22 protein-coding genes are annotated in these 22963 nt (G+C 39.5%); 20 read left to right on the top strand and 2 right to left on the bottom strand.

From position 1 onward, the window contains the following. Positions 1 to 218 precede the first annotated feature (218 nt). From HORE_RS08445 to HORE_RS08355, 20 genes are all read left to right on the top strand, one after another. On the top strand, positions 219 to 1229 hold the full coding sequence (locus HORE_RS08445) for a LacI family DNA-binding transcriptional regulator (protein WP_012636552.1): 1011 nt from the start codon (positions 219 to 221) through the stop codon (positions 1227 to 1229). A gap of 235 nt (positions 1230 to 1464) precedes the next feature. Next, complete coding sequence (locus HORE_RS08440) at positions 1465 to 2670, top strand: maltodextrin ABC transporter substrate-binding protein (RefSeq protein WP_012636551.1); 1206 nt, start codon at positions 1465 to 1467, stop codon at positions 2668 to 2670. Between the two features lie 137 nt (positions 2671 to 2807). Continuing rightward, positions 2808 to 4094, top strand: a complete 1287-nt coding sequence (locus tag HORE_RS08435) for a carbohydrate ABC transporter permease (protein WP_041605996.1) — start codon at positions 2808 to 2810, stop codon at positions 4092 to 4094. Continuing rightward, entirely contained in the window at positions 4091 to 4933 is an 843-nt protein-coding gene (locus HORE_RS08430; protein WP_012636549.1) for a sugar ABC transporter permease, read from the top strand. Before HORE_RS08435 ends, HORE_RS08430 begins: the two co-directional genes overlap by 4 nt. Positions 4934 to 5059: 126 nt before the next feature. Beyond that, positions 5060 to 6808 carry an alpha-glycosidase gene (locus tag HORE_RS08425; RefSeq protein WP_012636548.1) on the top strand — a complete coding sequence of 583 codons (1749 nt, stop codon included), beginning with the start codon at positions 5060 to 5062 and terminating at the stop codon, positions 6806 to 6808. Between the two features lie 137 nt (positions 6809 to 6945). After that, positions 6946 to 7119, top strand: coding sequence for a DUF362 domain-containing protein (locus tag HORE_RS08420; RefSeq protein WP_012636547.1), 174 nt, complete (start codon positions 6946 to 6948; stop codon positions 7117 to 7119). 118 nt (positions 7120 to 7237) lie between these two features. Further along, complete coding sequence (locus tag HORE_RS12725; RefSeq protein WP_167935775.1) at positions 7238 to 7420, top strand: DUF1540 domain-containing protein; 183 nt, start codon at positions 7238 to 7240, stop codon at positions 7418 to 7420. A gap of 25 nt (positions 7421 to 7445) precedes the next feature. Then, complete coding sequence (locus HORE_RS08415) at positions 7446 to 8414, top strand: L-lactate dehydrogenase (protein WP_012636546.1); 969 nt, start codon at positions 7446 to 7448, stop codon at positions 8412 to 8414. Positions 8415 to 8740: 326 nt separating this feature from the next. Continuing rightward, positions 8741 to 9979, top strand: coding sequence for a serine hydroxymethyltransferase (locus HORE_RS08410; protein WP_012636545.1), 1239 nt, complete (start codon positions 8741 to 8743; stop codon positions 9977 to 9979). A 47-nt stretch (positions 9980 to 10026) separates the two neighbouring features. Beyond that, positions 10027 to 10830, top strand: a complete 804-nt coding sequence (locus HORE_RS08405; protein WP_012636544.1) for a Cof-type HAD-IIB family hydrolase — start codon at positions 10027 to 10029, stop codon at positions 10828 to 10830. A gap of 260 nt (positions 10831 to 11090) precedes the next feature. Then, positions 11091 to 11357 carry a hypothetical protein gene (locus HORE_RS08400; RefSeq protein ID WP_012636543.1) on the top strand — a complete coding sequence of 89 codons (267 nt, stop codon included), beginning with the start codon at positions 11091 to 11093 and terminating at the stop codon, positions 11355 to 11357. Between the two features lie 302 nt (positions 11358 to 11659). Next, the gene (locus tag HORE_RS08395) at positions 11660 to 13048 is read left to right on the top strand and encodes a radical SAM/SPASM domain-containing protein (protein ID WP_012636542.1); all 1389 of its coding nucleotides are present in this window, start codon (positions 11660 to 11662) and stop codon (positions 13046 to 13048) included. 274 nt (positions 13049 to 13322) lie between these two features. Beyond that, the gene (locus tag HORE_RS08390) at positions 13323 to 14390 is read left to right on the top strand and encodes a 2-hydroxyacyl-CoA dehydratase family protein (RefSeq protein WP_012636541.1); all 1068 of its coding nucleotides are present in this window, start codon (positions 13323 to 13325) and stop codon (positions 14388 to 14390) included. Between the two features lie 91 nt (positions 14391 to 14481). Continuing rightward, the gene (locus tag HORE_RS08385; protein WP_012636540.1) at positions 14482 to 15762 is read left to right on the top strand and encodes a 2-hydroxyacyl-CoA dehydratase subunit D; all 1281 of its coding nucleotides are present in this window, start codon (positions 14482 to 14484) and stop codon (positions 15760 to 15762) included. Continuing rightward, the gene (locus HORE_RS08380; protein WP_012636539.1) at positions 15743 to 16525 is read left to right on the top strand and encodes an acyl-CoA dehydratase activase; all 783 of its coding nucleotides are present in this window, start codon (positions 15743 to 15745) and stop codon (positions 16523 to 16525) included. Before HORE_RS08385 ends, HORE_RS08380 begins: the two co-directional genes overlap by 20 nt. Before the next feature lie 81 nt (positions 16526 to 16606). Further along, positions 16607 to 17269, top strand: a complete 663-nt coding sequence (locus tag HORE_RS08375; RefSeq protein ID WP_012636538.1) for a YesL family protein — start codon at positions 16607 to 16609, stop codon at positions 17267 to 17269. A gap of 18 nt (positions 17270 to 17287) precedes the next feature. Next, positions 17288 to 18256, top strand: coding sequence for an ROK family protein (locus HORE_RS08370; RefSeq protein ID WP_012636537.1), 969 nt, complete (start codon positions 17288 to 17290; stop codon positions 18254 to 18256). Then, the gene (gene hprK, locus HORE_RS08365; protein WP_012636536.1) at positions 18253 to 19179 is read left to right on the top strand and encodes an HPr(Ser) kinase/phosphatase; all 927 of its coding nucleotides are present in this window, start codon (positions 18253 to 18255) and stop codon (positions 19177 to 19179) included. Before HORE_RS08370 ends, hprK begins: the two co-directional genes overlap by 4 nt. 15 nt (positions 19180 to 19194) lie before the next feature. After that, the gene (locus HORE_RS08360) at positions 19195 to 20136 is read left to right on the top strand and encodes a glucodextranase DOMON-like domain-containing protein (RefSeq protein ID WP_012636535.1); all 942 of its coding nucleotides are present in this window, start codon (positions 19195 to 19197) and stop codon (positions 20134 to 20136) included. Positions 20137 to 20162: 26 nt separating this feature from the next. Next, positions 20163 to 20480, top strand: a complete 318-nt coding sequence (locus HORE_RS08355; RefSeq protein ID WP_012636534.1) for a carbohydrate-binding protein — start codon at positions 20163 to 20165, stop codon at positions 20478 to 20480. A 72-nt stretch (positions 20481 to 20552) separates the two neighbouring features. On the opposite strand, the gene HORE_RS08350 is transcribed toward HORE_RS08355, so the two are convergent. Both HORE_RS08350 and HORE_RS08345 read right to left on the bottom strand, forming a co-directional pair. Then, on the bottom strand, positions 20553 to 21308 hold the full coding sequence (locus HORE_RS08350; RefSeq protein ID WP_012636533.1) for a DUF4912 domain-containing protein: 756 nt from the start codon (positions 21306 to 21308) through the stop codon (positions 20553 to 20555). Next, positions 21305 to 22933 (bottom strand): glycoside hydrolase family 57 protein, encoded by a 1629-nt coding sequence (locus HORE_RS08345; RefSeq protein WP_012636532.1) that lies wholly within the window; start codon positions 22931 to 22933, stop codon positions 21305 to 21307. Before HORE_RS08345 ends, HORE_RS08350 begins: the two co-directional genes overlap by 4 nt. Between the last annotated feature and the right edge of the window lie 30 nt (positions 22934 to 22963).

The raw sequence follows: 22963 nt of genomic DNA, 5'->3' as shown, positions 1-22963 counted from the left end.
AAAGTCTATAAGGTAATAAGTTAAGTCTATAAGAAATAAGCTTATAAGTCAGCAAGACTATAAGTTACAAGACTATAAGTTAGAAGACTATAAGTTATGAGGTCCCGGTTATGGTACTCTTTTTAATTGGACTGGCATACTATTTATTTTTAAAAGGTGTGCAAACGTTTTACTGTTAAACACAATCATATCCAGGAATAAACAGGGTGGTTATAATAATGAAAAATGTTACCATTAAGGATGTTGCAAAATATGCAGATGTATCTCCTTCAACAGTTTCCAGGGTAATTTCAAACAGTCCGAGCATAAGTCCTGAAACCCAGCAGCGCGTCCGGGAAGCCATGAAAAAACTGGGTTACCATCCCAATGTGATTGCCCGGAGTCTGGTCAAGCAGAAGACCAACACTATTGGGCTTGTTTTATCAAGACCAACTAAAGCTGCTTTTGCCAACCCATTTTTTCCGGGAATAATCCAGGGTATTGCTTCAGTGGCCCAGGAAGAACATTTTAGCCTGGTACTGGCTGCCGCCAAAGATTACCGGGAAGAACATGCTGAGGCTTTGAAGATGTTGAGAAATAGACGGGTTGATGGTATTATCCTGATGGCTTCCAGGGTTAACGATGACCTGATAAAACAATTACAGGATAACAGGTCAAAGTTTATATTAATCGGGCGTAGCCTGGAAATAAAGGACATTCCCCTGGTTAACAATGATAACATCGAAGCAGCCTATAAGGCAGTTAAGTACCTGCACAAGAGAGGGTATGAGAAAGTAGCCCTGATCTGTGGTCCTGAAGAATATGTTGTTAGTCAGGACAGATTAACAGGTTATAAGAAGGCTTTAGAAGAGGCCGGTCAAGGCTTTGATAAAAGTCTGGTTATGTATACTAACTTCACTTTTGAAGATGGTTATGATGCTACTAAAAAGCTTATGGCAAAAAAGGATTTTGATGCTATATTCGCTGTTGATGACCTACTGGCCCTCGGGGCTTTAAGGGCAGCTCAGGACTCCGGTTTAAAGGTCCCTGATGATATGGGTATAGTAGGATTTAACGACGATCCCATGGTGTCCTATGTTAAACCTGCCTTAACTACTGTCAGGATTCCTATTGTAGAGATGGGTGAAAAGGCTGCCCGGATGCTAATCAGGATTATAACCGAAGAAGATTACAATGGAGAAGAACAAATTATACCTACCGAAATATTGCCGAGGGGATCAACCAGGTAAAGGCGTACATAAAATATATGTCTGAATTAGTTATGAAAGTTATATTTAGTTTCAAAAGAACTATTAATCGAAAACCATTTGCGAAGAAAATAACTGTGTTTAATTACACAGGAGGTATAATTATTATAAGTTTTAGAATTTTATTAACTCAAACGTTTGTAAGTAATTTATTCCTCTGGTAATTTCAATATTTAAAATACATTTAAAAAAACAAATGAAAGGAAGGGTTTGAATTATGAAAAAAGTTTTAACTTTACTCTCTGTTTTAGTTTTAGTTGTTGGTATGACTTTAAGTGCCAGTGCTGTAAAGCTGGTAGTCTGGGAATCTCCCGGTCCTGAAGAAGAATTTATTCAGGAAATGGGTAAAATTTACACTGAACAAACCGGTGTTGAAATTGAGGTGCAACCAGTAGACCAGATTAACCAGGATGATAAACTGGCCCTGGATGGTCCTGCTGGAAAGGGAGCCGATATTGTTGTCTGGCCCCATGATGGTATCGGTCGTTCTGTAGAGCAGGGTTTAATCTGGCCTATTCCTGAAGATAAGGTGGATACCAGTGCCTTTACAGAGTCTTCTCTCAACGCGCTGACTTACAAGGGTAAGCTATATGGATTACCATATGCTGTTGAAAGTGTGGCCCTGTTATATAACAAGGATCTGTTACCAGAAGTACCTGAAACCTTTGATGAGTTTTTGGCTAAAGTAAAAGAACTAAATAAACCGGCTGAGGGCCAGTTTGGTTTTATGGCCAACATCGGTGACCTCTACCACGTTTTCGGGTTTATCTCCGGTTATGGTGGTTATATCTTTAAACAGACCGAAAATGGTCTTGACATAAATGATATCGGTCTGGATAGCCCTGGTGCTATTAAAGCCATGAAGTTTATAAAGAGCTTCAGGACCTCAGGTTTAATGCCTGAAGGTACTACCGGTGATGTTATGAATGGTCTCTTTTCCCAGGGTTCTCTGGCAGCTGTTATTGACGGACTATGGGCTTTAGAAGGTTATCGTGAAGCCGGGGTTAACTTTGGTGTTGCTCCCCTGCCCAGGCTTGATAATGGTGAATATCCCCATACCTTCATAGGCGTTAAAGGTTACTACATCAGTGCCTTCAGTGAACATAAAGAAGAAGCCCTGAAATTCATTCAGTGGTTAACCACTAAAGAGAATTCCTTTAAACATTATCAGAAGACATATGTAATTCCTCCACGTAAAGATGTAATGGAAATGCCTGAATTTAAAGAAAATAAAGTTGTTGAAGCTTTTGCTATTCAGGCTTCAAGGGGTATGCCAATGCCGAATGTACCTGAAATGATGGCTGTATGGGAACCGGCTAATAATGCCCTTTCTTTCATCCTTCAGGATCAGGTTACACCTGAAGAAGCAGCTAAACTCTGTGTTCAGAGAATCCAGGATAATATTGAAATGATGAAAGAATAATCGGAGTTTAAATCTATTCAGATATGAAACAATAAATATTTTCACCGGTTGGCCCTGTCCGCAACGGATGGGGCCAACCCTTAATAAATACCCAGAGTGAGGTGAAATAATTAGTGCAATTACAAGCAGGCCACAAAATGGAAAAAAGAAGCAACCACCGGTACATTGCAGCTATATCTTCTGCAATATATATGGGTACCGGACAGCTCTTCAACAGGCAGTGGGTCAAGGGTTTTCTCCTGGTGTTATTTAACACCTTTGTTCTCTTTGAAGCCCTGCCAGTGTTACTGGCCGGGATAAGGGGGCTAATAACTCTTGGAGAAACCCCCATGGAGGATCATTCACTTTTTCTTATAGTTAATGGTATTATTTCAATTCTATTGCTAATAGTTGTAATTGGTATTTACATATTTAATATAAGAGATGCCTATAAAAATGGGGAAAGAATAGATGAAGGTAAGTCCCCGAGGGGAATTATGGTATCTTTAAAGAATTTAATGGTTAACAGTTATGCTTACCTGGTTTTAAGTCCGGGCGCCCTGGCTATATGTGCTGTTATCTTTTTGCCTTTAGTTTATACTGTTATCCTTGGATTTACAAATTATGACCTGTACCATTCCCCTCCCGGAAAATTAATAGACTGGGTTGGTTTCAGGAATTTTACAAAGTTGATGCGGGGCGGGATGTGGGCCTCAACCTTCTGGAAGATTTTTGGCTGGACCGTAGTCTGGTCACTTCTGGGGACATTAACCCAGTATTTACTAGGTGGTTTTACAGCAATACTCCTGAATAACCCCAAATTAAAATTCAAAAAGATATTAAGGACTCTTTTAATTATACCCTGGGCTGTCCCGGGTTTTGTCAGTGTCTTAATATGGAGAGGGATGTTAAATACCAATTTCGGGGTTATTAATAAAATTTTGACTGGATGGTTTAATGTATCACAGGTTCCCTGGCTTCATAATCCATTATGGGCCAAGGTTGCTGTACTGATGGTAAACCTGTGGCTTGGATTTCCCTATGCCATGATTGTGGTTACCGGTATTCTCCAGAGTATTGATAAAAACCTGTATGAAGCGGCCACAGTTGACGGGGCCAGCAGCTGGCAAAGATTTAAATTTATTACAATGCCCCTTGTGTTATTTTCAATGGCTCCTTTGATGATTATGACTTTTGCCTATAATTTCAATAACTTTACTTTGATATTCCTGCTTAACGGGGGAGGTCCGGCCCGGGTGGATTACGCAGGTGGTGGTGGTGCCACCGATATCCTGATTTCCTGGGTTTATAAGTTAACCTTTAATAGATTGAAATACAACTACGCTGCAGCCATTTCTCTGATTATATTTATTATTGTAGCTGGATTTGCTATCTATAACTTCCGGAGGACCCGGTCATACCAGGAGGAGGAGATGCTACAATGATTGATTCTTATAAAACACGGAATACTATTAAATTGACATTTACATACCTGTTCATTGGGATAATGATTCTGATAGCCTTATTTCCGGCCCTCTGGATTTTCAGTGGTTCTTTAAATCCGGGTCATAGCCTCTTTTCAACTAAATTTATTCCTGAAAATGCTACCTTTATTCACTATAAAGAGCTTTTCCAGGAAACAGATTTCGGTATCTGGTATATCAATACCCTGAAAGTTGGTGCCGGAACTGCGATACTGGGTGTTTTCCTGGCTTCCCTTACCGCCTATGCCTTTTCACGGTTAAAGTTTGCCGGACGTAAAGTTGGGATGATGGTCATGCTGATCATCCAGGTCTTTCCGGGTGTTATGTCCATGGTAGCCCTGTATGTTTTGCTTAATCTAGTTGAATTACTGGATACCCATATCGGGTTGATTATAATATATGCCGCGGGTACGGTACCTTATCATTCATGGTTGATGAAGGGTTATCTCGATACAATTCCCAAGTCCCTTGAAGAAGCAGCCATTATTGATGGTGCCAGTCACTGGAAAATCTTCTGGACAATTATATTACCCCTGGCGATACCGATGTTATCTGTCCTGGCCCTTTTTTACTTTGTAGCTCCTTTCGGTGATTTCCTCTTTGCCCGGCTGGTAATCACCAGTCCTGATAAATGGACTCTGGCTCTGGGCCTGTATGAATTTGTTGTTGACCAGTATGGAAAGAACTTTACAATCTTTGCAGCCGGTTCCCTGCTGGCAGCAATTCCCATCCTTATCCTGCATCTAAGCATGCAAAGCATGCTGGTCAGTGGGTTAACCAGGGGAGCCAACAAAGGATAATATTTATTGTAATTCATCTAATCTCACGTTAAAGCTCAGTAAGAAGGAAAGCCCGGGAGTGATAGATAATTATTTGCTCTGTCCAATTTACTACAAAATTTGCTAAAGGTTAAGGAGCTGAGGGACATGAATAGAGCTGCTATATATCATGTATGTGGAGGCAGTTATGCCTTTCCCGTTAATAAAAATACACTGCGGATCAGGTTGCGGGCTGCACGAAATGACCTTGACAGGGTTGTAGTTGTATATGGAACAAGATACCCCGGAGATGGAGAAGATCCATACTTAAGTCAGGAGATGGAACTGGTGGCTTGTGATGAGCTTCACGATTATTATGAAGCCGATATTAGACTTGATGATGCCAGATTCAGGTACCATTTTTACCTGGAAGACGTTCAGGAAAGCCTGTGGTTAAATGAAAAGGGTTTTTTTGAGGAAAGGCCCAGGGGTTTCTTCTCTGGGTTTTTCCAGTACCCTTTAATTAATTATGCCGATATTTTCAGTACTCCGGACTGGGTAAAAGATGCTGTTTTTTATCACATATTTCCGGAAAGGTTTTATAACGGGGATCCATCCAATGACCCCCGTGGAGTTTCCCCCTGGGGTGGGAAACCCGGTAGAAAATCATTTTTTGGTGGTGATTTAGAGGGGATTATTAAAAAACTCGATTACATAGAAAGCCTCGGGGTAAAGGCCATTTACCTTACACCTGTGTTTAAATCACCCAGTAACCATAAGTATAATATTGATGACTATTTCCAGATAGACCCCCATTTTGGAGACCTTGAAACAGCAAGAAGGATGGTCATAGAAGCCCACAGGCGTGGAATTAAAATTATTTTTGATGCGGTATTTAACCATTGTGGTTATGATTTCTTTGCTTTCAAGGATGTTCGTCAAAAGGGGGAGAAGTCACAGTATAAAGACTGGTTTGAAATTGAAAGCTTTCCTGTGCAGACGGATCCCACAAATTATAGAACCTTTGCCAATAATATTGCCCGGATGCCCAAGTTAATGACCGGAAATCCTGAGGTCAGGGAATATTTGATTAACGTGGCAACTTACTGGATTAAAGAACTTGATATTGATGGATGGCGGCTGGATGTTGCTGATGAGGTCGACCATCATTTCTGGCGGGAGATGCGTAAAGCTGTTAAGGAAATTAAAGAGGATGCCTACATTGTTGGAGAAGTATGGCATAATTCTGAAGACTGGCTTCAGGGTGATCAATTTGATGCTATTATGAATTATCCCTTTACCTATGCTGTAATTGACTTTTTTGCCCGGAACAGAATTGATGCGGGCACTTTTGATGCCCAGCTGGCTAAAAACAGGATGTTATATCAGGATAGTGTTAATTATGTAATGTTGAATCTTCTTGATAGTCATGATACCCCCAGGGCCCTTCATTTTTTTGAAGGAAACAAGGAAAAATTCAAACTGGCTGTTTTGTTCCAGATGACATACCTTGGGGCCCCCATGGTCTATTACGGTGATGAACTCGGTATGACCGGGGGTGAAGAACCGGCATCACGTGGTTGCATGGTCTGGGATAAAGAAAATCAGGATCAAAACTTATTAGATTATTATAAAAAACTGATATCAATAAGGAATAAGCTAACCCCTTTACTCCGGGGTAATTATAAAACAATTTTAGTAGACAATATCAGAAATATTTATGGATTTACACGACATTACAGGGGGCAGTCAGTTATGGTCATTATTAATAATAGTCCCCGGCCACAGCAGGTTAAAATTAAAAAGTTTAAAAACAGAGGAACTATTACAGACCATCTGAGTGGACAGACATACAATACCACAGATGGTTATTACCTCCTTGACTTATTACCATATCAGGGATTAATCCTGGAATAAAATTAAACATTATTACAAACCCTAACTCTAGTATTATTTTTTTACGGTTGACAATGGGACACAGTAGGGATATAATATTGTCGTATAGGACTAAAAATGTAATATTTCTTTGAGTTATATTCAAGGGGGTGAAGATAATGGCTCATGTAATTTCTGATGAATGTATTATGTGCGGTGCCTGTGAACCAGAATGCCCTGTTGATGCCATCAGCCAGGGGGATAATAAGTATGAAATTGATCCCGATACCTGTATTGATTGTGGGGCCTGTGCTGAAGTTTGCCCTGTAGAAGCTATCAGTGAAGAAGGGTAAATATAATACATAAATATGAAAGCAATTGTAATTTTATTGTACTTTTCTTTATTAGTCAGGTGATGTTAAAACCGGGGGTGTTTACCCCGGTTTATTTTTTTGAATGTTATTTATTAACATGGGTAAAACTATTACTGGAGGTGAATGCAGGATGATTAAAGTTTACTGTGGGGTAAAAGAATGTAAACATTTTGAAAATGGTCTCTGCCAGGTAGAGGTTCTACATATATCCACTAATAATGAACCACCTACCCATACTGAAGAAACAAATTGTATGAGTTTTGAATCTAAATTATATTAATTCACCCCGGGGGAGTGGATTTTATTTGAAAGATAAAGTAGTTGTTGTCGGAGCAGGGTTTGTCGGTTCAACGTCGGCTTATGCTATAATGAACTGGGGCCTGGCCTCAGAAATAGTGTTAATTGATATAGATAAGGACAGGGCTGAAGGAGAGGCCATGGATTTAAACCATGGGGCATCTTTTGTTAAGCCTGTTAGAATAAGAAGTGGCGATTACGAAGAATGTAAGGATGCCAGAATAGTAATAATTAGTGCCGGGGCTAACCAAAAGCCCGGTGAGACGAGACTGGATCTTGTTAAGAAAAATACTGAAATCTTTAAGGAGATAATCCCCAGAATACTCAAGTATACAAGAGAAGCTATAATCCTTGTGGTTACCAATCCGGTAGACGTCTTAACCTATGTAACCTGGAAAATCTCCGGTCTTCCCAGAAATCAGGTCCTCGGCTCAGGGACGGTCCTCGATACCTCACGCTTCAGGTATTTACTCAGTGAACATTGTCGGGTTAATCCCAAAAATATTCATGCCTATATTATAGGTGAACACGGTGACCATGAAGTTGCAGCCTGGAGTTTAACAAATGTGGCCGGGGTCAATTTTGATGATTATTGTCTTGTTTGTGGCAAGGATTGTTGTACTAAAGAATTTAGAAAAGATATATATAATAAGGTTAAAAATGCTGCCTATGATATTATTGAAAGAAAGGATGCTACATATTATGCGGTGGGGCTGGCAGTAGCCCGAATTGTTGAGAGTATTTTCAGGGATGAGAGTTCTATTTTAACGGTATCCAGTGTACTACAGGGTGAATATAATCTTGATGGTCTGGCTTTAAGCCTTCCCAGTATAGTTGGAGAAAAAGGGATTAAAAAAGTTTTGACCCTTGAGTTCTCTGCTAAAGAAGAAGAAGATTTATATGAATCGGCCCGGATATTAAAAGATGTAATAAAGGACCTGGATATAACGCGGTCTCCCCAGGATATATTAGTTTAGGATTTTTGATAACCTGTTTTTCTGGTTCATAACCGGGCGATAAACTTAAAATTAAATATTAATTTTTATTAATAGATTCAGTTAATAAGCTATTTTATACTGAAACAAATTTTGACACAGAGGACAGGGTTTAACCTTTATTCATAAAATATAATGAATAGGGGTTAAATTCTGTTTTTTTATTAATTTTAAGGTTATTTTATGTTAAAATTAAATACAATAAGTTTTTATATTAACCAGATATATTTTGGGTTACAGGAGGAAAAGTCATAAGGCCAATGTAAAAGGGAGTTAATGTAAAAACCTTAAAAGGGAGTGATAAAATAATGGAGTTTTTAAAAAAAGTTGACCCGGATATTTTCGGGTTAATCGAGGAAGAGGATCAACGACAGCGCCGGAACATTGAACTTATTGCTTCAGAAAATTTTGTAAGTGATGCCGTTATGGAGGCAGCCGGTTCCTGCTTAACCAATAAGTATGCAGAAGGTTATCCCCATAAGAGGTATTACGGGGGATGTGAGGTAGTCGATAAGGTTGAGGAACTGGCAATAGCCAGGGCCAGGGAGTTATTCGGAGCGGAGCATGTTAATGTCCAGCCCCACTCAGGGTCTCAGGCCAATCAGGCTGTTTATTTCGCTACTGTACCTCCCGGAGGGACTATACTGGCCATGGATTTAACCCATGGGGGCCATCTTACCCATGGTAGTCCTGTAAATATGTCCGGCAAGTATTATAATTTCATCCATTATGGAGTTACCAGAGAAGAGGAGGTAATTGACTTTGATCAGGTCCGGGAACTGGCCAGAAAGCACCAACCTGATTTAATTGTGGCCGGGGCCAGTGCCTATCCCAGGATAATTGATTTTGAAGTCTTCAGGGAGATTGCCGATGAGGTTGGGGCTCTGTTTATGGTGGATATGGCCCATATTGCTGGCCTGGTGGCAGCGGGCTTACATCCGAGTCCAGTACCGGTAGCCGATTTTGTGACAACAACAACCCATAAAACACTGAGGGGAACCAGAGGGGGATTAATTCTCTGTAAAGGGGAACACGCTAAAAAAATAGATAAGGCTATATTCCCGGGATTACAGGGAGGCCCTCTTCTTCATATTATTGCGGCCAAGGCAGTAACGTTCAAAGAAGCTCTACAGGATGAATTTAAAGGCTATCAGAAACAGATTGTGAGTAATGCTAAAACTATGGCAGCTGAATTGAAAAATTATGGGTTCAGACTGGTTTCAGGTGGTACCGATAATCATCTGATGCTGGTTGATCTCACCAATATGGACATAACTGGAAAGGATGCTGAAACTGCCCTTGATAAAGTGGGTATCACTGTTAATAAAAATACAATACCCTTTGAAAAGAGGAGTCCCTTTGTTACCAGTGGTATTAGAATTGGGACTCCGGCCGTAACCACCAGGGGTATGAAAGAAAAAGAAATGAAGTTGATTGCAAAGTTAATATACCAGACCCTTAAGAATATAAATGATGAAGGAAGGCTGACCGAAATCAGGCAAGAAGTTTACAGGCTTTCTGAAAGGTTTCCAAAGACAGCGGAATAACATTATAAGTTACAATTACAATTAATACGAAACGGGAGAGACAGGTAATGAAAGAATATAGAATGGTAGCTATGGATCTGGATGGAACCCTGATTGATGAGAATCAGAATCTAAGTCAGGTTACAATTGATGTTATAACTGAGCTTATGAACCGGGGAGTAATATGTGTTATCGCCACAGGCAGGATGTTTATTTCGGCTCTACCTTATGTAAGAAAGCTGGGGATAAAAAAACCGGTTATTACCTATAACGGAGCCTTTATCAAAGACCCTGTGACCAATAAAGTTTTACATCATAAACCAATTCCACTTAATCTGGCAGGACAGGTTATCAAAATTACTGAAGAATACGGTAACCATATAAATCTCTATGAAGATGACCGGCTTCTGGTTGCCAGGCGGAATGAAGAAACCCTGTTATATGAAGATATAGCCGGGGTTAAGGCCCGTGAAGTTGGTCCCCTTTCAGATTATCTTGGAAAACCACCCACCAAGTTGTTAATAATTGAGAGGGATAGGGATAAATACGAGGCTATTTACAGGGAAATAAGATTACAATTGGAAGATGACCTGGCCGTAACCAGGTCACGGGATATATTTATTGAAATCATGGGAAAAGAGATTTCTAAAGGTAAAGCTTTAGAAAAAGTTGCATCTGGTTTTGAAATCCCCCTGTCACAGGTTATAGCCATCGGGGATAGCTGGAATGACCTGGAAATGATTAAAGCTGCGGGACTGGGGGTAGCCATGGGTAATTCCCCGGAACAGATTAAAGCAGAGGCGGATTTAGTGACATTATCCAATAAAGAAAATGGAGTTGCCAGGATATTAGAAAAGGTATTATTACACTAGGGTTTTAAAAATTTGGTGGTATTTTCAATATTATTTAATTACAATTAATAATATTTTTTAAGATTTTAGTAACATTCATAATTACTCCAGGATAGAAATAAGTCTTTATTAGGTTTGCAAAAAATGTAACCTCTGCTTAAAAAGACCATGTTTTGTAGTAATATTCTTGAAAATTAAGGTATCAAGAGGTATAATATTATAAAAAGGAATAAGTAGGTAGTATTTAAAATTTGGGGGGCTTAAAAAGGGGTGGTTACTAAATGTATTATTTAATATTAATTGTGGTTTCCCTGGTTGTAGCCGGGATACTTCATTATGCTCTTAAGGAAAAAACCATTCCCGGAGGCTACTGGAATCTTCTGGTTGGTAGTATTATCGGGGCCTTTTTAGGGGATTTAATCCTTGGAGACTGGGCCTGGATGCTAGCCGGCTATAATGTTATAGCCGGAATTATAGGAGCTTTAGTTATTGGCTGGCTCTATACCCTGTTATTTAATCAAAAAGAACCGACCAATGTAGCTAAGTAGCTTATATTAAATTTAATTAATATAAAGCCCCCCAGTTCATTAGTTAATTTATCAGTAATTTTACATAAATTAAATAAGTTAATCATTATCACACTTGAAATAACCTGGACAGGATAGTTGAAGTTTATACTTTATATTTAATATTTAACATCTAACATTTAACATCTAGCATTTAACATCTAACACCTACTTATTTGTATACCTTCTGTTAGTCATGGGTTTGTCAATTTTTAAGGAGGTGAGTTTAAAAAATATAACGAGATGCTTCTATAGATTTATCAAATAAAAGGGGGGAAAAGAAAATGGCTATTAATTTTAATTTTGCCAAAAAATTTGCAGCAGAACAGATTATTAAAAGGGCCTTGAATTACATAGAAAAAGACCCTGACAGGAATTTTATAAAAGTCCTGGATTTACTCGAAAAGATTGCCAGAACAGAGAACCATAAAGAGGAAATTGCAAGTTTAAGGAGAGAGTATAAGAAAAATCCAGCAATAAAACAATATATCAAAAAATTTACCGAAATTGCACCCAGTTATAAAGAAGGTCTGGTTATGAACTTCTTTATTAATTCAGGTTTATTAGGTATACCCTATCAATTTAAAATGGCTGAGAAGCTGGGTGTTGACGTACCATGGACTATTTTGATTGATCCAACCAGTGCCTGTAACTTGAATTGTACAGGCTGTTGGGCCGGTAAGTATAGCAAATCTGACAGGCTTGAATTTGAGGTTATTGACCGTATTATAACAGAAGCTAAAGAACTAGGGATTTATTTTATAGTATTATCAGGTGGTGAACCGACCTTATATCCGCGTCTCTTTGATATCTTTGAAAAACATCAAGATGTGGGCTTTTTAATGTATACCAATGGAACCCTGATTGATGAAGAAATGGCTGACCGCATGGTAGAAGTCGGTAATGTCTCTCCGGCTATCAGTATTGAAGGTTTTAAAGAAGAAATCGATGGGCGTCGGGGAGAGGGTGTATTTGATAAAATAATGCATACCATGGATCTGCTCCGGGATAGAGGGGTTGTGTTCGGCGCCAGTGTAACTGTTACCAGGAATAATGTCGATGAATTATTCGGTAAGGATGATTTTATTGAACTATTGATTGAAAAAGGAGCAACTTATGTATGGTCTTTCCATTATGTACCCATTGGAAAAGATCCTAACCTGGATCTTATGTTAACCCCTGAACAGAGGAAGTTTATGGCTTACAAGATTCCTGAAATCAGGAGTCAAAAACCAATCTTTGTGGCTGATTTCTGGAATGATGGAACCTTTACCGGGGGTTGTATTGCTGGAGGCAGGCGTTATTTCCATATTAATGCTAAAGGTGAAGTAGAACCCTGTGCTTTTGTTCATTTTTCAGTTGATAATATTAAGGAAAAAAGCCTTAAAGAAGTTCTCCAGAATCCCCTGTTTAAATCTTACCAGAAGAGGCAACCCTTTAATGAAAACCTGATGTTACCCTGTCCTATTATCGATAACCCTCATTGCCTCAGGGAGATTGTAGAGGAATCAGGGGCTAAACCTACTCATGAAGGTGCGGATACCGTCCTCAAAGGGGATGTTGCTAAAGGATTAGATAAGATGTCTTCAGAGTGGAGCAGGGTTTCTAAGCCTATCTTTGAAGAGAGAATGGGGAAACCTGCCAGTGATGATTCTGAATCCAAATTAGCCTAGTATTGATACTTCTATAAAAAATTCTGGTAACGGTATGGTAGTTTAAAGGTTATAAAATTCCCGGTGATTTTAATATCCCGGGAATTTTATAATTTAAAGGTGATTTATAGTCAGATGTTTAATTTAGTGATAGAGCCAAGAGTCTTTCATAATTTATTTTTCGTGTTGCAAAACTCGATGACGATATTTAAATAATTATTTTTTTATATAGTTTGAGATAAAAAGAGTAATTTACTGGATTAAAAGAGTAGGGAAATAGAAAAAAGGTGATAGTATGAAACCAATTACTGAAAGTTTATTTGAAAACAATAACAATGCGGGGGGAAAAATTTATACAAACTGCAGTTATGCCCCTCCTGAGGTATTTGCGGCAGCGGGATACAGCTTGATAAGAAGCTGGCCCGGGGATGTAAGCCAAAATTTCCCGGACCTTCTGCCGACTGATTTTTGTCCATATAGTAAAGCCTTTCTGGCAGACAATTTATCTGAAGAGAGTTTTAAAATAGTGACCACCAGCTGTGATGCTATGAGGAGAATTAAGGATATACTTGGTCCTGAGGCCTTACTCCTGGAAGTGCCCAGGGTAAAGAAAAATTCCCGGGTAGATTTCTACTACAAACAACTTAGAAAGATTATTGAAAAGCTGGGGATAGACCCTGAAAGTAATATTTACCGGTCAAACCTGGTAACAGAAATAAAAAAATATAATTACTGGAGGCAACAATTACAGGCTTTAATGAAAGAAATTATAAACTCTCCACACTATTCCATTATGGCCCTGGTTAAAGCGGTCTTTAAATATACCAGTCAGGACTTTAAAGGACTTAAGAGTTTTATAGGTTCCAGTGGGATGAAACCCCTGGGTAAGTCCGGAACAGGAGGCATTGAAAAAAAAGATGAACTTAACCCCCGACTTTTGATAATCAGTACCTGTTTGCTGGATGGTAGTATAGCCAGTCTTGTTGAGGAGATAGGCTTTAAAGTGGTTGGTCTTGATTCCTGCCTTGGTGAGCGCTCTTTTAATGTACATGTTTCTGAAAAGGGTGACCCCCTTAAATCCCTGGCCAGGTCATATCTTTATAAACCTACCTGTCCCCGAACCATGGATATGACAGCCAGATTAGAGGAGGTAAAAAAACTGGTTGAAGACAGGGAACCGGATGGTTTGATATATTTTGTCCCCAAGTTCTGTGATCAGGCCAGTTATGATTTCAGGCTAATCAAAGACTGTGCTAATGATTACGGAATCAGGGTGTTATTTCTGGATGGGGAATATGGAAGCGGCGAGAGTGGCCAGGTAAGAACCAGGGTTGCTGCGTTCAGGGAATCATTTATACTATGAGATTAAAAAAGTTATATAAAATAATATTATTAAATTTGTTTTAATAATTCCACCACAAACTTTAAAAAGATAGGGAGGATTATAGAGAATAATGGGAAGTGGATTATCTGCTTTTTTTTCCTTATTAAGTAAAGAGAGAAAACTAAAGCTGTTTAAAAAGGGGTTAAAAAATAGATTTTTATATAAACTGGCTGAACTGGGAAGCAGAACTGGTAGTACTGGTTATATGCAGGAAGCCCTCCTTTATTCAATAAAAGAAACCCGGGCGGCATATTTAAAGGAAAGGCCGGTTATCTGGTGTAGTACGTTTGTTCCCAGTGAACTGGTTTATGCTCTGGGCGGGGTACCTTTCATGCCAGAGGTAGCAGCAGGTCTTGCGGCCGCTCTGGGTGTAGCCGATGATTTTTTGAGACAGGCTGAAGAAGACTGGATAAGTTCGGATCTCTGTAGTATTCACCGGTGTGGCTGGGGGCTTACTAAAGCCGGTTTACTTCCTGAACCAGATCTGATTATTGCTGCTTCTCATTTATGTGACGGGGCCAAAAAATATCTACAGCAGATAAGTTATTATAAGGGTATCCCTTTTTATCTTCTGGAAACACCTTATCATCCTGATGATGCCGACTGGCTTGCTCATCAAATCAAGGACCTGGTGAGAGAACTTGGGGGGGTTAAAGAGGATTTTGAAACAGTATTTACATATTCCAACCGGGCATACCGGGCCCATCAGCGGGTCAACCAATTGAGAAAAAAAATACCGGCCCCCATGTCGGGTGAGGAGGCCATGAATCTTGTCAGTATGGAATTTATGTCCTCCGGGAGTCCAGCTGCAGTAAACTATTACCGGACCCTTGAAAAAGAGCTAAAGAAGAGAATAAAAGAAAAAAAGGGGGTTGTACCCCGGGAAAAACACCGTCTCCTCTGGCTTCATCTAAAACCCTACTATAGACAGGAAATATTTACCACCCTGGCCCGGAATGATGCCGTTATTGCCTTTGAGGAATATAGTCAGTTATACTGGTTACCTTTAGATTCCACTAAACCTTATCAAAGCCTGGCCTGGAAAATGATAAACCATTTTGGCTGGGGTCCATTAGAGCGGCAGCTGGAACGGATCAGAAAAATGGTGATTGATTATAATATAGATGGGGTTATCGGTTTCTCCCACTGGGGTTGCCGTCAGAGTAGTGGTCGTAATGGTTTCCTTAAAAAAGAGCTTCAGAAAAAAGGAATTCCCTTTTTAAATCTTGATGGTGACCTGGTAGATATCCGCAACTACCGGGAAGGTCAGATTATTACCAGACTTCAGGCCTTTATAGAAGTACTGGAAAGCAGAAATGGAGGGATAAACTATGCTGATAGCAGGACTTGATATAGGGTCACGGACTACCAAGACTGTAATTTTAGAAGATGGAGACTTGGTGTCCTGGGAGATCATGAATACCGGGGCCAGGACAGCGGGACGGGCCCGGGAAGTTATTAAAAAAGCCTTAAGGAAGATTGACTATAGCCTGGAGCAGGTGAAGAGGGTGGTAGCCACTGGTTACGGGAGGCTGAGTATACCTTTTGCTGATAGAGAAATAACTGAAATAACGGCCCATGCCCTCGGTGTTCATCATAAGTACCCGAATACCAGAACGGTTATAGATATCGGGGGACAGGATAGTAAGGTTATTCGCCTTGATGCCAATGGTAGGGTTGATGACTTTGTTATGAATGACAAATGTGCCGCCGGAACGGGTCGTTTTCTGGAAGTAATGGCAGAAACCCTGGAGGTGCCTCTGGAGGAGATTGGTCCTCTGTCATTAAAGACTGATACTGCTGCCCCTATATCCAGTACCTGTACCGTATTTGCTGAATCGGAAGTGATAAGCCTAATTGCCGATGGGGTGGAGCGGGAAGATATTTTAAGGGGGCTCCATACCGCAATTGTAAAACGGATTACCGGTATGGCCCGTCAGGTAGGAATAAAGGAAGAAGTAACCCTCAGTGGTGGGGTATCTCTAAATAAAGGAGTTCGTCAATTACTGGAAAAAGAACTCGAGGTGTCCCTTAATATCCCCCATTACCCTCAACTCATGGGGGCTTATGGAGCAGCCCTGCTCGGTTATCGTGAAATGTGTGAAATAAATTAGTCTGTCTTTACATATTACTTTTGACCATGGTATAATAACTCTGAATATACAGGGGTGCAGTAGAAAACAAGGAGGAAGAAAATGTTACTTCAGACGTTAAAAATATCGTTTAAAAAGTTTTATGAACACCTCTTTAAACTGGTTATAGTTGGTATAATATGGTTCTTTATTACATCTATTTTAATATTTACTGGTTATAGTGGTTTTATTTCCGGCTGGGTTTTGATGCCTATTATAAGCCTGATCTTGATAGGACCTTTCCAGCTATCGGCCCTGCAGGTGGTTAATAATCTGGTAAAACGGGAAGAGGTAGGAGTAAAATCCTTTTTTACTGGCTTTATCAGGTACTTTAAGCGGGGTCTGTTTGGTTTTTTGCTTTCACTGGTTATTTATCTTGTTCTGGCGGTAGATTTATTTTTTTTCCTTAATAGATCACAGGGGAGTAACCTGTACTTAATTATATCGGTGTTCTGGTTATACCTGATTTTATTTTTCAGTATGATTCAATTTTACTTCTGGGGTTTACTGACAATCCAGGGGGATGAAAAGATTTTAACACTTCTGAAGAGGTCTTTTTTACTGGCCCTTGATAATGCATTTTTTGCTTTTTTAATGGTTGTCATTATTATCCTGTTACTGGCTTTATTTTTTGTTACTGGAGTTGCCCTGCCTTTATTAACACTGGGAGTTATAGGAATGATAATTATAAATGGGACAAAACTTACACTTGAAAAATATGATTAAATAGGAAGGGGAGTTATGATGAAAGAATACTATGTAGGTGTTGATTTAGGAGGTACCAAAATACTAACTGCTCTGGCTGATGCCAGAGGAAAGATTGTTGCGAAAAAGAAGCTACCGACAGAAGCCCGTAAAGGGGAAGAAAAGGTAATACAAAATATTGTGTCATCAATAGATGCTGTTCTTCAGGAGAAAGGACTATCAAGGGAAGATGTCATTACTCTGGGTGTCGGAAGCCCCGGGCCCTTAAATACACAGGAGGGTATTATATACCTGGCCCCTAATCTGGGATGGAGGAATGTACATATTAAAGATATCCTTGAGGAGGAAACAGGTATTCCGGTAATCCTGGAAAATGACGCCAATGCAGCGGCCCTCGGAGAAAAATGGTTTGGGGCCGGCCAGGATGTTGACAACTTAATATATATTACTGTCAGTACCGGTATCGGAGGCGGAATTATTATTAATAAGAAAATTTTCCATGGTATCAATGATGGAGCCGGTGAGGTTGGACATATGGTTATAGAGCCAGGTGGACCTGTCTGTGGTTGTGGTAACAGGGGTTGTTTTGAGGCCGTTGCTTCCGGGACTGCCATTAATAAAATGGGCCGGGAGGCTGTAAAAGAAAATAAAGCTACCCTGTTAATGGAATTATCAGGAGGAGATCCCGAGAAAATTGACGGAAGTTTAATTGCCAGAGCTGCCAGGCAGGGAGATGAAGTAGCCAGGAAAATATGGGATAAGGCCGGTTATTATCTGGGGATTGGACTTGCCAACCTTTTAAATATTTTTAACCCGGAAATGATAATTCTGGGTGGTGGTGTCATGAATGCTGGTGATTTAATAATGGAACCAATGAAAAAAAGCTTAAAAGATCATGCTTTAGAATCAGCCTTTAATTCAGTTGAGATACGCCAGGCTGAGCTGGGCAATGATACTGGAGTAATCGGGGCAGTTGCAGTAGCCATGGGGGACAGGTTATTAGAATGAAGACCGCAAAAATAGTTGTTGAGGATATAATTAAAAGGTTTTCCCTGGAAGTTCTGGCTGGTGAAGGGGGAAAAAGTAATCATATTACTGTCAGTGATATCAAGCGTCCCGGGATAGAACTGGCCGGATTCTGGAAGTATTTTTCACCGGAGAGGGTCCAGATATTGGGCCGAACCGAGATGACCTTTCTTAATGAACTTGACAGTGGGGTTATGGAAACAAGGATAAAAAAACTTATAGAATATAATCCCTGTTGTATAATTGTGACCAGGAATCTCCCGGCTCCCCGGTTTCTTATTGAGGAAGCAGAAAAAGAGTCGGTTCCCCTGTTACGGACTCCGGTTTCAACTACAAGGTTTTCGAGTCAGCTTACCACATTTCTTGAGGAAATACTGGCCCCGGAGGAAGCTATTTCCGGGGTCCTGGTGGATATTTATGGACTGGGGGTTTTAATTAAGGGAAAGAGCGGTATCGGTAAGAGTGAAACAGCCATCCAGCTGGTAAAAAGAGGCCACAGGCTGGTAGCTGATGATATTATAAAAGTTAAGAAGATTGGTGAAAGTAAATTGGTAGGTATGGCTCCTGAAGTTTCCAGGTATTTTTTAGAAATGAGAGGCATAGGTATTATTAATGTAAAATCACTATTTGGGGCAGGGGCGGTTAAGGATTCTTCTCCTATTAATCTGGTTGTTAACCTTGAAATCTGGGATGATAACAAGGAATATGACCGTCTTGGGCTTGATGAAAACTATGCTGAAATAATGGGAATAGAAATACCGGAACTAACAATTCCTGTGAAGCCAGGGAGAAATCTGGCTATGGTTCTGGAAGTAGCGGCCATGAACCTCAGGATGAAAAGTATTGGTTACAATGCAGCCCGGGATTTTATTAAAAAAGTGGACAAAAACCGCCCATCCAGTTAACCTGGGGGTTATATTATGAAAAAACATATAAATATTATTGTTATCTCGCTTCTTATATTAACTCTGATCGTTTTTTCAATTGAAAAGGTTCAGAGTGAAGATGTACTTCTATATGAGATAACAGACCCGGCCGGTGACGATTATGGTCCCGGCAATTACCGGTATCCTACCAACGGGGATTTTCATCCCTTTGAGGGTTTATTTGATATAACCCGTTTCCGTATCACAGAAAAGGGTGATTACTACTTCTTTGATTTCAAGTTTTCTAAAATAACCAATCCCTGGCAGAGTGAAAATGGTTTTTCTTTACCATTGATTGAATTATATATTGATAATCAGCAAGGTGGCGATGTAAAACTGTTTGAACCCGGGGCCAATGTAGAGCTTTGTCCGGATTATCCCTGGGATGTTTTCCTTAAAATAAGTGGCTTCTGGGTCAGGGCTTTTAACCCATCTGATCGGGATAAGCGTAAAGAGTTGCAGGCGGAAATTCTTTCACTTCAGCAGTTAGAGAAGAACCCCTGGGATGTCAATGACTCCAGCCTGACGGTAACTGGAAATACCATAACCCTTAAAATTAAGAGGGACATAGTCGGACCTCTGGATAAAGCTTATTTATATATTTTAATCGGTGGGTTTGATCCTTTCGGTCCCGGTCATTTTAGAGAGGTTGTTTCTAATACTGCCTCGTGGCGCTTTTCTTTGAACTCCTCTGGAAAACTTGATTATGCCCCGAGGGTTATAGATGTTATTTTACCCGAAGGAATGAAGCAGGAGGAAGTACTGGGTAACTTTAATAATGATTTTCCAGTTATATATCCCCTGAAGATAGGCGGTAAATCTATCTCCTGGATCAGTGGTTACAAAAAATATTTAATCTATTTAGTATTTCTACTAATAATATACACCGGTGTAACCCTGAATAAAAAGTATTTTTCTAAACATAATAAGGTGTAGAATACTAAAAAAGGAGGTTTTATTTTTTGAGCCATAATGATCAGGGGATTGAGGTAAACCCTACACCAATGACAGCAGGCGAGACTGTTCAGGTCAGGTATAATGGCCTTCTGGCCAGATCCGGGGCAGAGGAGGTATATCTACATTACGGATTTGGAACTGATAAACACTGGGATGAAGTTAAAGATATAAAAATGAGTAAAGTAAGGGACCAATTTCAGACAAATATTGATGTAGAAACTGATAAGAGATTTATCTTCTGTTTTCGGGATAATGCAGGAAACTGGGATAATAACAATGGTAGAAACTGGAGTTTTGAGGTTCATAACGGGAGCCTTTATTAAAATAATTTAATAATTAAAAATTAATAATTTAACAGTTAAAATTAAGTCCGGCAGCAATACTGCCGGACTTTTTTAATGGGGTTTGTTCCTGTTTTCCTCATAGATGGTATATGAATCTGCTTCCAGTTCTTTTTCGATTTTCTTTTTCTCAAAACCTTTGACAAAAGATATTGAACCAACATTTACCCGGTAACTATAACTATCGAGTTCTTCAATTAACATCCATTCTTCATCAATAATTGATGAAGGTTGATTGGGAGGAGTAGTAACTGTATTTGATTCAGCCAGAGGGAAGAAGGTACCATTATTCTGGTATCCGATGACGACCTGATAGGTGTTTTCTGGTTCAATGTTGGAAATATACCAGTCCTGGGTATCATGGCTTATTTCAATATCCTTATAATCACCGTTATGCTTATTATAAATCCTGAGCAGAGGTTGATTATTGTAATATTCATCATTACTTACCTCCCAGTAAGTGTAAAGCCAGTCCGGATCCCGTGAAAAAAGTCTAATAAAGGTCTTATTATAGCTGGAGGGTAAATTGTAGCGATTGTTATTGCTTGTATTGATCTTATTCTTGCTATCAGAGGAGTTTCCTGTAAAAGAACTTTTAGGGTTAAGTTCATCCGCAACTTCTAACTCATTTTGACTTTTAATGATCCTTTGCTTCCTCCGGTTCTTATTCTCTGTAGTGAGGAGATAATATATAAAAAAGGCTATAAGTGCGAATAAAATTATTAAAATATTAAGGTATATATCCATCATTCTAAACCTCCTTTCTCTAAGTTTCCCTTCAGATAAAAAAATATTAGTATTTTTAATCATCCTGAAATACCCTCCTTTAGATCCCATCCTTTATTAATATTCTGGTTATATATTTTGAAATCAATTTCGGGAAAAATATTGTTACTTTTTTCCAGGTTACTGAGAAAATCTTTATCAAGATTTTTACCTTCTACCTGGTTTGAGAGTTTCCTGAAATTAAAAAGGTGTTTTTTTGTTCTCATAATTGCATATTCGACCATGGTATTGGTCTTTATAATAAAGGCCCAGTCACTGCTCTGGGCCAGAAGGAGTTCTCTGGCCATCTGGTTCAGGGCCCGGTAAAATATATTATCTTTATCTTCTAAGTGGTTATATTTATCGGCAAGGGTGATCATTTTTAATTCAGCCTCGTGTAAATGGCGGTAAACCCAGTCATTACTGCCATTGAGCCAGACTTCATGATATCCTTTATAACCCCAGCTTGATTCAGCGGGCATGGCGACCTGGTTGCGGGGGTATAAATCAAGGTATTCAGAGGGAGTAATTGTTGTAAAATCCTCCTGATCATAGTGTATTTTTTCTAAAAGGAATTCAAGCCACTGTGGCCCCTCAAACCACCAGTGTCCAAACAATTCAGCATCATAGGGGGCCACAACTACAGGTTTTCTATCCATAACCTGACTCAGGTATTTAATCTGGTGCTGGCGATTAAATATAAAGTTGGCGGCATGTTCTGCTGCTTTTTCACGGGCCCTGTCGGGGTCATAAAGCTCTTTATAATCACTTTTGCCCGTTATTCTATGGTATTTAATTCCGACATGTTTCCTGATACCATCAGGGAGGTATTTTTTTATGTAATCATAATCAAGGTCAAAACCGATATCCCGGTAAAATTCCCGGTAGTCGAAGTCACCGGGGTAACCTTCGTTGGCACTCCAGACCTGTTTTGAGGTTTCTACATCTCTACCAAAGGCAGCAACTCCATTTGGTGTATAAACAGGTGAATATACCCCATAACGGGGTCTTGGTGTTGCATAAAGGATGCCATGGGTAGAACTAATAAAATACCTTATACCTTTATCGGCCAGTATGGCATCAATTCCAGGTTTGAAGGCACATTCCGGCAACCAGAACCCCTTTGGTTTTTGTCCAAAAATACGCTCATAGGTATTTATACCTGTTGCCACCTGGGCATTGACGGCTTTTTCGGTTAAAATCAAAGGCAGGTAACCATGGGTTGCTGCTGAAGTAATTATTTCCAGCCTGTTTAGCTCTTGAAACTTTTTAAAACCTTTTAAAATATTATTTTTATATTTTTCATGAAAAACATACCGGGCCTCTTTGAAAAGGTAATTATACATTTCAGCCAGTTTTTTAACCCGGGGTGTGTTACTGTTTCTTTCTATTTCCTTTTCGCTCAGTTCTATCAGGTTTTCGAGGTGGTTGAGGTAGCGCTTCTGTAAGAGTTCATCATCCAGCATAGAAGCCAGTGAGGGGCTAATATTCAGGGTTAAACGAAAATTAACCCCTTTTTTATGAAGCCTTTCCATTATATTTAAAAGGGGTATATAAGTTTCTGTTATAGCTTCATATAACCAGTCTTCAGCAAGTTTTCCTTCACCATCAGTATGGCGAACAAAAGGTAAATGGGCGTGTAAAATTAGAGCTAAAAATCCTTTAGACAACTTTATTCCTCCATTTCTTAAAGTTCAGTT

This window comes from Halothermothrix orenii H 168, from assembly GCF_000020485.1.
Classification (GTDB): Bacteria; Bacillota; Halanaerobiia; order Halanaerobiales; family Halothermotrichaceae; genus Halothermothrix; species Halothermothrix orenii.
This window is presented reverse-complemented; position numbering and strand designations above follow the sequence as displayed.

Bases quoted from the DNA above. Each gene is read 5' to 3' on its own strand.
- HORE_RS08445 (WP_012636552.1), top strand. From the start codon at position 219: ATGAAAAATGTTACCATTAAGGATGTTGCAAAATATGCAGATGTATCT.
- HORE_RS08440 (WP_012636551.1), top strand. From the start codon at position 1,465: ATGAAAAAAGTTTTAACTTTACTCTCTGTTTTAGTTTTAGTTGTTGGT.
- HORE_RS08435 (WP_041605996.1), top strand. From the start codon at position 2,808: ATGGAAAAAAGAAGCAACCACCGGTACATTGCAGCTATATCTTCTGCA.
- HORE_RS08430 (WP_012636549.1), top strand. From the start codon at position 4,091: ATGATTGATTCTTATAAAACACGGAATACTATTAAATTGACATTTACA.
- HORE_RS08425 (WP_012636548.1), top strand. From the start codon at position 5,060: ATGAATAGAGCTGCTATATATCATGTATGTGGAGGCAGTTATGCCTTT.
- HORE_RS08420 (WP_012636547.1), top strand. From the start codon at position 6,946: ATGGCTCATGTAATTTCTGATGAATGTATTATGTGCGGTGCCTGTGAA.
- HORE_RS12725 (WP_167935775.1), top strand. From the start codon at position 7,238: ATGGGTAAAACTATTACTGGAGGTGAATGCAGGATGATTAAAGTTTAC.
- HORE_RS08410 (WP_012636545.1), top strand. From the start codon at position 8,741: ATGGAGTTTTTAAAAAAAGTTGACCCGGATATTTTCGGGTTAATCGAG.
- HORE_RS08405 (WP_012636544.1), top strand. From the start codon at position 10,027: ATGAAAGAATATAGAATGGTAGCTATGGATCTGGATGGAACCCTGATT.
- HORE_RS08400 (WP_012636543.1), top strand. From the start codon at position 11,091: ATGTATTATTTAATATTAATTGTGGTTTCCCTGGTTGTAGCCGGGATA.
- HORE_RS08395 (WP_012636542.1), top strand. From the start codon at position 11,660: ATGGCTATTAATTTTAATTTTGCCAAAAAATTTGCAGCAGAACAGATT.
- HORE_RS08390 (WP_012636541.1), top strand. From the start codon at position 13,323: ATGAAACCAATTACTGAAAGTTTATTTGAAAACAATAACAATGCGGGG.
- HORE_RS08385 (WP_012636540.1), top strand. From the start codon at position 14,482: ATGGGAAGTGGATTATCTGCTTTTTTTTCCTTATTAAGTAAAGAGAGA.
- HORE_RS08380 (WP_012636539.1), top strand. From the start codon at position 15,743: ATGCTGATAGCAGGACTTGATATAGGGTCACGGACTACCAAGACTGTA.
- HORE_RS08375 (WP_012636538.1), top strand. From the start codon at position 16,607: ATGTTACTTCAGACGTTAAAAATATCGTTTAAAAAGTTTTATGAACAC.
- HORE_RS08370 (WP_012636537.1), top strand. From the start codon at position 17,288: ATGAAAGAATACTATGTAGGTGTTGATTTAGGAGGTACCAAAATACTA.
- hprK (WP_012636536.1), top strand. From the start codon at position 18,253: ATGAAGACCGCAAAAATAGTTGTTGAGGATATAATTAAAAGGTTTTCC.
- HORE_RS08360 (WP_012636535.1), top strand. From the start codon at position 19,195: ATGAAAAAACATATAAATATTATTGTTATCTCGCTTCTTATATTAACT.
- HORE_RS08350 (WP_012636533.1), bottom strand. From the start codon at position 21,308: ATGATTAAAAATACTAATATTTTTTTATCTGAAGGGAAACTTAGAGAA.